Annotated in this window: 10 protein-coding genes; 2 read left to right on the forward strand and 8 right to left on the reverse strand. The window is 56.2% G+C overall.

The window, feature by feature from the left end:
• Positions 1-941 (forward strand): AAA family ATPase (locus P0D89_RS48015; RefSeq protein WP_408369390.1); only part of this gene is annotated, 941 nt, incomplete at its 5' end.
• Positions 942-1663: 722 nt separating this feature from the next.
• On the opposite strand, the gene P0D89_RS48020 is transcribed toward P0D89_RS48015, so the two are convergent.
• The 6 genes from P0D89_RS48020 to P0D89_RS48045 form a co-directional block, all read right to left on the reverse strand.
• Entirely contained in the window at positions 1664-2218 is a 555-nt protein-coding gene (locus P0D89_RS48020; RefSeq protein ID WP_408369392.1) for a transposase, read from the reverse strand.
• A gap of 361 nt (positions 2219-2579) precedes the next feature.
• Complete coding sequence (locus P0D89_RS48025; protein WP_408369394.1) at positions 2580-2858, reverse strand: SET domain-containing protein-lysine N-methyltransferase; 279 nt, start codon at positions 2856-2858, stop codon at positions 2580-2582.
• Positions 2859-3110: 252 nt separating this feature from the next.
• Entirely contained in the window at positions 3111-3431 is a 321-nt protein-coding gene (locus tag P0D89_RS48030) for a hypothetical protein (RefSeq protein WP_408369396.1), read from the reverse strand.
• A 72-nt stretch (positions 3432-3503) separates the two neighbouring features.
• Positions 3504-4358, reverse strand: a complete 855-nt coding sequence (locus P0D89_RS48035; protein WP_408379001.1) for a hypothetical protein — start codon at positions 4356-4358, stop codon at positions 3504-3506.
• 186 nt (positions 4359-4544) lie between these two features.
• Entirely contained in the window at positions 4545-5573 is a 1029-nt protein-coding gene (locus P0D89_RS48040; RefSeq protein WP_408369400.1) for a ParB/RepB/Spo0J family partition protein, read from the reverse strand.
• On the reverse strand, positions 5566-6258 hold the full coding sequence (locus P0D89_RS48045) for an AAA family ATPase (RefSeq protein ID WP_408369402.1): 693 nt from the start codon (positions 6256-6258) through the stop codon (positions 5566-5568). Before P0D89_RS48045 ends, P0D89_RS48040 begins: the two co-directional genes overlap by 8 nt.
• 634 nt (positions 6259-6892) lie before the next feature.
• On the opposite strand from P0D89_RS48045, the gene P0D89_RS48050 reads away from it, so the two are divergent.
• Positions 6893-7078, forward strand: coding sequence for a hypothetical protein (locus tag P0D89_RS48050; RefSeq protein WP_408369404.1), 186 nt, complete (start codon positions 6893-6895; stop codon positions 7076-7078).
• A gap of 1110 nt (positions 7079-8188) precedes the next feature.
• On the opposite strand, the gene P0D89_RS48055 is transcribed toward P0D89_RS48050, so the two are convergent.
• Positions 8189-9577, reverse strand: a complete 1389-nt coding sequence (locus P0D89_RS48055; RefSeq protein ID WP_408369406.1) for a replication initiation protein — start codon at positions 9575-9577, stop codon at positions 8189-8191.
• A gap of 1197 nt (positions 9578-10774) precedes the next feature.
• Positions 10775-10975: DDE-type integrase/transposase/recombinase (locus P0D89_RS48060; protein WP_408379004.1), on the reverse strand; the 201-nt coding region annotated here is incomplete at its 5' end.

The following is a 10975-nucleotide window of genomic DNA, read 5'->3' on the forward strand; positions in this document are numbered from 1 at the left end:
TATTTCATCGCTTTCTCCACAAGGATGATTATCAACCTTATGGCGTCCGTTTTTCGGGGACCAGTTCATTCTATGAGCTCGTAACGCGCTGCCTGCGCTACCACATCATGGGAGCTCTCATATATGGGCCGTCGCGGATCGGGAAGACTCGCGCCATCGAGTACGTGCGGCTCCTCCTTGCCCGGCAGTACCCGAAGATAACGACCTACCATGCGCAGTGTGAGCACAAACCGCGGCATGCCGAAGGACCCTTCTTCTCTAATCTGCTTGAGGCGGCAGGCGATCACGCGCCGAACGCCAGCACCAGCTCGGCCAAGCGCTCCCGCCTGTCGCTGCGCATTCGCGAGGCAGCCGCACGCTCCGGAAGCAGCGCCGTGCTCCTCTTCTGTGACGAAGCCCAAAGGTACAACGAGAACGAATACGAATGGCTGCGCGACGTGCACGATGTCCTTGATCGCCAGCAGATCAAGCTCTTCGCGTTCCTCGTCGGGCAGGAGGAACTGCTCGCTCAGAAGACCGCGTTACAGATTGCAGGCAAGACGCAGATCGTTGCGCGCCTCATGTTCTATGGTATCCGCAATGCTCAGCATGTCGCCACGTGCCTGAACGGTTACGATCAGACTGCTTACCCGGAGGGCACTCCCTGGAGCTTCACACGGTTTTACGTACCCGAGGCGTTCGATGCCGGATATCGTCTGCTCAGCGACGCCCGTTTGCTATGGCAGACATTCGAGGCTGCACATCATAAGGCGAGCTTGCCTGGGAGCCTTGAAATTCCGATGGAGTCGTTCGCACGGGCCGTCGAGATCGTGCTCAAGGAAAGCGAGATCAAGGATGGTCCGGGTTACTGCCCCGAGGCAGCCTTGTGGACCCACGCCGTTCATCACTGCGGCTATATCCAGTCCCGCCATGCCACCGGACGCGTGCTCGCAACGGCGTAATCGCAAAGCGCTCGCGACACGGCGCTTTCCGATTCTCACGTTCGACCAATGGCAACTCAGGCTCGCGCTGGGCAGCGACTTCAACATCCGATGGTTGATGCCGGGAGAATCGCTCGTCTCGATCCTGTGGAAATTCGCCTGCGCCAACGCACTGCCGGGCGATGTGCGGCTCCGCCTGATGTGCCCTGACGTTGATCCGGGTGAAGGCGTCGCACCACTGCGGGACGCTATCGATTTCACGCAACTGCGCCATCTGGTGCGGCTACCCAGAAAGGTGTTGGACGCATCATTGCTCGATGTGACGCAGCATCAACGGTATCACACGGTTTTCCGGTATTGCCGGCAGTGCGCGGCGCACGGCTACCATAGTGTGCTGCATCCGCTTGACGAAGAAGATCGCCGTCCAGCACATCGACAATTGTTCCAGACACGCTGTCCGCAATGCCTCCGCGAAAGCCCATTCATCGTCAACAGCAGTGTGATCGAGGCGCCATTTCGATGTGTAGGGTGCCGTTCACACTTCTGCTACGGTCGCCTTTCACTCCTGTCGACGACGCCTGCGATGTGCAGGCGGGACCGGCTCGCGATCCGACGTCGCGTTCTTTTGCGACTAGGCAGCGACATCCCAGGCGCGCTGAACGGGTGATCACCGCAACGTTGACGCCTGAGCGGGAGCAGACAGCCTTCTGTTTGCAGGACGGTTTGTGGCGAAGCGGTGGAAGTTATCGTGCAGACTGACTGTTAGTTGCGAAGCACTTTGCGGAGTCAACCGCGCGCGACCGTCCAAGCGGCGCAAAATGAACTGATGGTCCCGGCATGATACGGAGGTGCCAAGGCGCGATTTCGACGGCGCCGACGCGAAGTGACAGATTTATTCGCGAAGTTGAGACACATTTAATACGTTCTACGCCCGGAGCCGACACGATCGGCGCGATCACGTTGCAATTCCGTTCGCAGAAGGCAACGACCTTGCAGCCCTTGACCTTTTTGTGGCCGCTGAAGCCGAGGTTGTCGCCTCCCTTTTTCGCTGCGCTCGTGGTGCCATCGCCATGAATGATGCGCGTGTCCAGTCGCGCGTCCTGGCGAAGTCTGAGGACCGAGCCCTCGAAAATGGCATCCAGGCATCCGTCCGCCTCCCACCGCTGGAAGGCGCGATAGATGCGCGTGTAGTGAATTGCGGGGCGCCCATGATGATCCTTATCGATGGGCAACTCCTTCCACTGACAGCCCAGATAAAGCAGCCGCAGGATGTAGTTGAAGATCGCATGCGCGCCCAACTTGCGCGCCGGGCCGCGACTGCCCTTTGCTCAGATGCGGCCAGACAAATAGCTCGAACTCTTCGACGCTCAATCTCGTTGGAATCTCTTGCCACGACTGGCTTTGGGCCATTACGACCTTCAAAGCATCGGGATTCTAGCCGATTCGAACGAGGGGGCCGGAACCCGCGCCCCTGGCGCTTCCAGTCGTTTCCGCCTGCTCGGAAAAACCCGCAACCAGTCGATAGAAAAATCAAGCTGGTTGAGAACTTGGCACGTTTTTGCTGAACGTTCCGTGCGGAACTGGAAAGCACCCGCAAAAAACCATGCCCTCAATCGATGAAGGCAAATGGTAAACGGCAGGAGGAAGAAAACTTTAGGATCATTTCTTCGAGAAATGACGCTTCCCGATTGCCCGGACTGTATGGATGAAAATCCGTCCCTCGGCCTCGATAGTCTCGCAGTTCGGTGCGCAGGCGTGATTCAGCCAGCGTGCACTGTTGCCGCCTGCGGGTCTGATTCGAGGCGAACCCAAAGATCCAGGGCGAGCCGCCGCCCGAACAGCGTCAGCCGGCGCCCGACCTTCGGACCGAAGAGCATATCGATGCGCGCCGTACGGACGTATGTTATTGACCGCCCGCACGAAACGTCGTTGGATCATGGACAAGGCTCCCGGTTTGCCCGACCATCATGTTTAATACACAACAGCCGGCCATCGTCCCCCGTCTGTACGCGGCGCGATTGAAATTTCGCGCGGACCGCCTCATTACAAAATACGTATTGCTCACTACGTTTCGGCACTTCCATAACAGTGGATATGCACAGATATCGCGTTGTCGCGGATTGCTTATCGCCGGAACGCGTTTCATCGTGAAACAATCGTCTCAAGAGACGCTGGATTGTCGCCAAAGCCTTACTGGTACAGGACTTCCTGGTTGTGGGCGTCGATCATCTGTGTTTCACGAACCTGCGCGCGCCGCTCGGTGCCGGGTAACACGTGACAATTAAAGGTTTCGCTTCCGTCATCTGGCATTTCTGATTTTTGCTTCTTGATTGCGCAGAAGCAAAAGTTGACGGCACGGACGGAAACCCACGCTCGCCAATGACGGGCGACCGAGCGTGTTGCAACTTTCGCTTCGACCACGAGTACCGGGAAGTCGAATCTTTCCTGCGGCAGTTTGAGCCAAGCTGGGGCGCTACGGGAACACCATTTCCGCGTGTTGACGGGAATCACTCAGCGCGCGCACGGGTTTTCGATGCGCGCGTTTTTTCGCCAAATTCAGTATATCGATTTTCGATGGTGGTCTCACCGGACGTTGGGCTTTATGTCGCGGAGCCACATCGCCATCATCGACAGACGAGTTTCGTTGGCAGGGTCGTCTGCGTCGTAGTGAAACTCCAGAACAAGCTTTCCTGCCGTTCCGCGCTTTACCTTCACGTTGACGGCATTGCCTTCGAGCCCTACGAACCTGTTCATCAACTCCTGTTGCGACAGCGTCGGGATGGCCGAGCGCGCCGCGATCGCCACCTGTCGAATAACGTCGCTTCCACGTAGCTTTGTTAATTGAATCAGTTGCCAACCAGCTGCAAACGTGAGAGCCTGGCCCGGGAAGAGCAATTTAACTTCGTCCGGCAAGCCAGCGATCTTGGAAGCTTTCACCAGTCGCGCTTGGTCAACTCCCAAGACTTGAGCCGCTTCGCGCGTCGATGACCACAGTCCCGAATGTAGTCCGTCGCGATACCTTTGATCGAGCGCTAATGGTCGTTCCTTCGAATGCGCCCGGTATGAAGAGCCAGCGACCTCGTCGCCACACAAAAGCGCGAATAGTTGCGTCCTTGACTTCCCGGCCGGATCTATGGTCGCCGCGCGGAGCTTAAGCTGTTCGAGCCCTTGCTCATTGCTGGCACGGATCAATTCCCGCGCCGTGCGATTAACGATACCTACGTGCTTGAACAGATCAAGAATTTCGCCCGGAAACTCCGAGATCTTCACCGCTTGTTGAAGCCGAGCAGCGCTTGCCTTGAGGTTGAGGGCTGCGAGTTGTACCGATCCCTGGCGCAGGCTGTTCCAATGCCGGCCAAGCCCTGCCCGGTAGATTTCTGCAAGACGCAGCGGATCGTCCAGCGCAGCTTTCGCCGCGATAGTCGTTCGAATCATCATGTACTCAGGTTAAGGCGGCGTATCGCTGATAGAAGCCCGCGCGCTAGGAAGCGACGCACCAAGGCGAATTTGCATGGGCATTGGGGTCGCATACCCTTGTGTTTCGGGCTGTCAACAGCGAGTATTAACACGGACGCCATCGAAGTGTAGCGGAGGTGGACCTGCTAGCTCCGCGTGTTGGGCTGGCTACGCCCCCGAGGCTGGCAAATCCGAATCTTCTTTGATTTCACGGCTCCATTCCTCCACAAGAGCCTTCACACGATCGGCGAGCTTGTGCTGCGCCGGCCCTTGAACGCCCTTGAGACTCAACTCTGTCCGGCCATCGCCAAACAGTTTCAGTTCTCCTAAATCGGCACCCATAGGCGTTTTGAACTGCACGCGCGACTGGTAATGGGGGCGCCGTGATCCCGGGCGCTTGATCGTCGCCTCTGCCGAAGCTGCCTGTTCGAGCCTGCGCACACTTGCCCGGCCTTCCACGATTTCCTGCAACCAATGTTCGGCGACCTGCTCGCCTGCGCGCTCGTAGATCAGCTTCAGGTTGTACGCATGGGAGAGTCCAAGCGGCTTTGCTGCCTGCGCCAGCTTGTTGAAGAAAAGCTGGGGCAATTCGGTGAGAAGCGTGATTTTCGTGACCTGGTTCACCGACTCACCGACGGCCGCAGCCAGTTCGTTGTAGTCGATGTAGATACCCTCATCGAGAAGCTTTTTCCACGCGACGGCGTCATCAAAGACCGTCTGTTCGTCACGTTCCTTGTTTGCGCGATACGCGCGAAGATACAGTTCCTTGGCGCCCAATGGCTCCTCGGAGAGTTCGGCATCAATGTATTCGTTGCCGAGCGCCTTCGCTGCTCTAACGCGCCTCTCACCATCAACGATCACTCGCTTGTTCGGATACTCCGGAAGCTCAGTAACCTTGATGGCGTCTATCTGACCTTCGTCGCTGAAGCTCTTCGCCAGCGAGTCGATGGTTTGCGGGTTGTAAAACGTCCGCGGGTTATAGGGATTGGATACCAGGTCCGCCAAACGAACTCTGAACCTTCCTTTCCCGGGCAACATCGACGGAGCCAAAGCCGAGGCTGCGCCCGTTACTCGCGCTGCTTCGCGTTGCGCAGTTTCTACGACGTTATTTTGGGTGAGTCGTTCGTCTGCGGACAGGCGCTCTACAGCCATTCCTTGCCGAACGCGGCTTGTAAGATCAAGTCTCCCTTTAGCCATTTGCGGCCTCCTCGGTTCGTTCGTTGCTCAAAAGTGCTATCAGCTCTTCGACCAGCGCCTTCAGTTCCTGCTTCGCTTCCTTTTTGCCAGCCCTGACACCTGTCGCGTCGAATACTGTTCGGCCCAGCGCTGCGGCCTGCGGATAACACTCCCTATCCGACATGGTCGACTCGAACAGCAAAACCGACGATTCAGCGAGGAGCTTGCTCAACTCGCGATACAAGATCGATTTTTTATTGGATTTATTCACTAAAATCGCGAATTTCGCTTCCGGACTGGAAGCGCGCGTGCGCTCGATGAGCGCGATCATGCCTTGACTACTCCACATCTCTAGCGGGGAAGTATTGGTCGGGACGATCGTCGCATCCGCCACGGCGAGAACACGGCCTGTCGTCAAATTTGCGATATTCGGCGGACAATCAATCAATACAATGTCAAAGTCGTTCGCAAGATTGGCGATTTCCCGCCCGATATTTTTTTCCAACTTCGCTATGCTTCCCACACGAAAAGGCAATGCTTTGCCTGGATCGGTTGTCGCCGCCCAGCTCATGCAAGACTGCTGTTCGTCCGCATCTGCTACGTAGACGCTGTAGCCTTCTTCCGCGAAACCGGCTGCGAGATTCATCGTAACCGTGGTCTTCCCTACCCCGCCTTTCTGATTCGCAATTGCTATTGCAAGTCCCATTTCACTCTCTCCATGTATGGCGCACCTGAGATACGCGCCCTGAATGGGCACCTCGATTCGCTCCGCGCCGCTCGGACAAAGGCGCGCGGCGCACAAGCTAGAATTTACTTGAGCTTGCTAGGAATGCAAGCCCTAGATGTATATAAGTAGCACTATTTTCTCTGATGCTCGACTAGCGCAAACGCGTCGTGCGCGTCCGGTTGGAAAACGGATGCCCCGCACTCTCTGTAGGATCCGCTCTGACAACGGTCCGGACGGACACGTATGTTACGACTCTTCCACGTGGAAGAAGCGCTTCGGCAGACGGCGATGCCCGTGCATCAACTCACCCGTGTTCCGTACCTACTTTACTTTACTTCACTCCAATCGTCCTTTGCCGGCGCCGAGGTTCTAATGGGCGAGGCAAATCAAATTCCTGAAATTACGAAATGAGTGCATTGATTTCGCCCTGAGCGTGGTACGAAAGCAACACGAGCCCGATCCGCCGGTGGACAGCTTGGATCCTTATTTCATGTTGCGTAGGACAATCACGCCGGTTCTTCCGCGTGGAAGAACCGCGGCGGAAGACACAAGCCGACGAATGCCGATGGATGTCTGAGCCCGTGCCGGCGGTTCTGCCCCGAGGCGGTTTCGGTTGAAAGCAACAGAACAGAGATCGTTTACGTGGAAGCTTGCCCGCGGCGCGAAGCAAGAACACATGTGCCTCAATCACATGACAATCTTCCACGTGGAAGACGTGGGTCACTTTGGTCGAAAACAAGACATCAAGGCCCTTGCCGAGATGACCACCATTCTGATGACTATCACACCGACCATTTAGTCGCGCACTCGCAAGCCTCTATCGATACGATAGTCTTCCACATGAAAGACTCAGACGACCATTGTCCTGTTGGAGATTGCAACGCCAACAGTCGTGCAATCGCAAGGCGCTATCGAACGCAGCACACAATCTTCCACGTGGAGGATGCGAGCCGCCTTACGCACGACACGACATGAGAAACGCACAACTGAACAACATCCCCGTGATAATTGCAGTGTCAGTAAGACGCTATCGAATGGAGTAAGCAATCTTCCACGTGGAGGATGTGAGCCACCTTACTCATATCCAGACAAGACGTACGCGCAACTGACCATCATCCTGGTGGAAATTGCACCGTCACAGTCGTGCAATCGCATGGCTCAACCGAACGCATTAGACAGTCTTCCACGTGGAAGATCCCGCGCTTAGAAATGACCGACCCGCTTGGGTCCCATTGCTCCGATGTGCAGAGTGGCTTCGTGCGACTCTTGCCGCGTTGTGTAACCGGCGCGATCGGAGCGCAGTGATTACCCTTTATCTTCCACGTGAAAGATGCTGCTCTGCTCGCAACGGACCAGAACAGGCGCGCCAATTCGATCGGACCGTTGTGTAATTAGCTTCCCGTTACTATCGGCACTGACTGCACTGCCATTCTGGCTCTTGTGCGCAGGGGGAGTTATCTATCGACATGACAGTTAAAATATTCGGACAATACACTATAATTTTAAATATTTTATTCATTTCCGTCCCGCCCGAACAGAAAGGGCACAGTCGCGCCTGAACCGCGTCGCATCGTTGAAAGTCCGGCTTTCTTGTCGGGTTGATGGCGACAGAGGATCCCGCTGAAATTTGAACGCGGCGCCGCTGCCAACTAGCGCTGCGCTCAACGTCTTGCACCGCGCGTCGGCTGAACTAGACTTTGCACGCACGCGGAGTTCCGCGCGAGCATGTTTGATTTGGAGCAGTGGGACAATACCAAGACGCGCCTGACGCCGTCCGCGAGAGCATCGGAGTTTGGTCAGGGAAGGAGGTCTATCCTCCAGATAGCCGCCCCCTCTACGATCTACTCAAGTGGAGTAATCGGGTTTAGACGTCCCTAAGACAACCTCGTCGCACGGTGTTCAAGGTTCTTCAGGCTGTGGCAGTGGACGCCAAACCTTTAATCACGAATTTAAACAGATCCTCAGTCGACGGCTCGCCCCACGTTTCATGGGCCAGCCATGACAAGAACGATTGCTGTGCAGCGGCAGACTGTTTCTTTCCACCATCCAACCGCCACTTCTGCATCGGTTGCCACGCGTTATACCGCGCTATCAACTCGGCCTGATCACCAGCGCTCAACTCATCAAAGTAGGCTCTGGCATCCCCAAGCTGGGACGCTCGATATTTCTCGCGAATTTCCTCCTCCGTGATACCGGTCATGGGCAATCCCGGGGCTGCGGCCGCCTTTTTGGTACCGCTAGACTTCTCCGGTGTCACCCATTTTTCCGCAAGCGCTTTCCGGAAGTAGGCTGGAAGATTTGTGATCGGTGTGACGCCCTTTTTGGCTTCGCGCGCGCGAACATAGTCGAGCGCGTTGCGCACATCGCTCTCGCTATGGCGAGCCAAAGTTTTTCTCGCTTCCGAGCTCGGAATTCCCAACTGTGTGACCGACATTAGAAGATCACTATCCACCGACTCCAGGCGCGCGGCCTCTTGCTTCCTTGCCACGGTAAAGCGAACTCCAACAACGGCGCGCCCCTGTCGAACCTCGAGTACTTCAATCGTGTGGTCACTGACCTCATTCGCCTCCCGCACTGCGGGCGTCAAGACGTTTCGCTTGAACTCCTTGTACTCGGGGTAGATTGTCTTCGCGCCTTCCTGGCCGAGAAAGAGTTGGCGAAGCTTCTCGATCGGGATTACCGCCGACTGGCCAATGCCCTCGTAACGCACGGAGTTTTCCCACAGCACGAGTGCTGCCGCGCGTTTGAACGCGCGAACAATGCGCATATCAATCGTTGCGTACATCTGGGGATGAACGAGAAAATCCCGAATCTTGGCAGAAAACTCATAGGCGAGGGTGCTACGGTCCATCTCTGCCGTCGATAGAAGACCAGTCGCGGCCCAGACTTCTCCGCGCTCGGCTTCCAGAAAGTCCCAGTTCACAACGGTACCGATAAGGGAATTGATGACCCCTTTCAGATAATCGCGGTTGTTGCTGTTCAAACCTACCTTGTCAACGAGGTCCGTAAGCGCGATCGAGAATTGGGTAAGACCCACATTCGTGCCGGCATGATCGCGGTCCTGCTCGATCGCATTTGCCAACAGCGCGTTGTAGATCTTGTGCTGAACAAGAGTCAGCGCTTTGTTTTTCGCGCTGATGTGAACAGCCGGCGTCGCTTTCTTGAAGGGCTCCGGTTCCTCGACAGTGAAGAGTCCGATCTGAGTCGTCCTGGCTTCGGTTTTCGCACCTTTCTTGCCCTTCAATCGCTTTGGGGGCTGCGGCGACTGCTCAGCGAGCGTTACAGATTTGGATGCCACGCGTTGACCTCAAATTCCGTTCTATTTAGTTATCGGTGGTTGATAAGAAACCTCAACACGTCAATGACTTAGCAAGCACTGTTGAGATTCTACCCGATATTGTGTCCCGGTCCCGGCCGAGCGGGGCGTCCACCATACGGCTACACCCCTATCACAATCTGACCGCAATTCTGGCCTGAAAGACAACCATACGACTACACCTTTCGGCATTCCACGGGGCCCAATCGACCACCATTCTTCTGCTAACCCTGCCCTGGTGAGCGCTTACTTTCGTTGTGACCCACTACAAACCGTGGCTACGCCGCCCGGACTACCGATCGTCGAGCCGAACTCACAACCATGGATCTACACCTTCCGCCCAATTGTCATCGGCTCGCCGGCTGTGGCAAGCCGTCCAGCGGTCGTGCCCACTGCCCGAACTGGCGCTGTGGAAAACCATAGAACTACACCTTGGGATCGTCCCATAGAACTCCACCTGAGCGGCCAGCTAAAGATCCTTGCGCGCGAATGCGCTTCACACCAGATACCATAGAGCTACACCTAGGCAAACAACGTCCCGCCGCGCACGGCATCCCGTCCCTCCCGCACTCTATCGAGTCGCGCCGTTGGCCTACCATAGTCCTACACCTCAAGCCCACGAGGCTAGGCGCCTCGGATGACGAGGCAGAGGTCCGCAATACCATAGAGCTACACCAACCACCCTTAACCATAGCCCTACACGCTCAGGCTTTCCGGTGAATTGAATTTCGATTGCGAGGAAAAAATCCATGCAATTCAAGGGGAAACCCCTAGCTGCCTTCGCCGATATTTGGGAGCCGTGGGACCATTTACTCGCTGGTCAGGAATCATGGTGAGGCGCACAGGCCAGCGAGATGGAATTTCCGGTTTCCGTTCTTCCTAAAGACACCAGACCGCGTTTACGTGTTTACGTATACGCTTAACACCTTTAGTAAACCTTTAACGCCACTCAATCCCTTGCCGGGCGCGGCTTTCAGCCGACCAAGGTGTAGACCTCTGGTGCCCTTGGTGGTGCGTTATGGTACCGCCGGCGTGTGGATATGGTACGGACGGCGTAGTCGACTGGTACGGAAGGGTGTGTTGTTATGGTTCGAACGTGTAGCCGTGTGGTACGGGTACGTGTGACGGCTGTGGTGCAAATTACGGGCGCAAGCAAAAAACGGCGCATTCACCATTGCATCATCGTGCTGAAAGGACTGCCTTCCAAACAGTAGGCGCAGTGGTATCTTTGAGGCGCAACCGTGCGAGGTTGAACTGACCTTTGCGAATGCGATGCATCAACTCGACGCCCGATATCGTAATGGCCGCATCGCTGAAGCGTTTGAAGCCGAGCATTGCGTTGATCCTGGACTTGATGTTGCGATGATCCTGCTCAATCAA

It is taken from the genome of Paraburkholderia sp. RL18-085-BIA-A (assembly GCF_046027075.1).
In the GTDB taxonomy this organism is placed as follows: Bacteria; Pseudomonadota; Gammaproteobacteria; order Burkholderiales; family Burkholderiaceae; genus Paraburkholderia.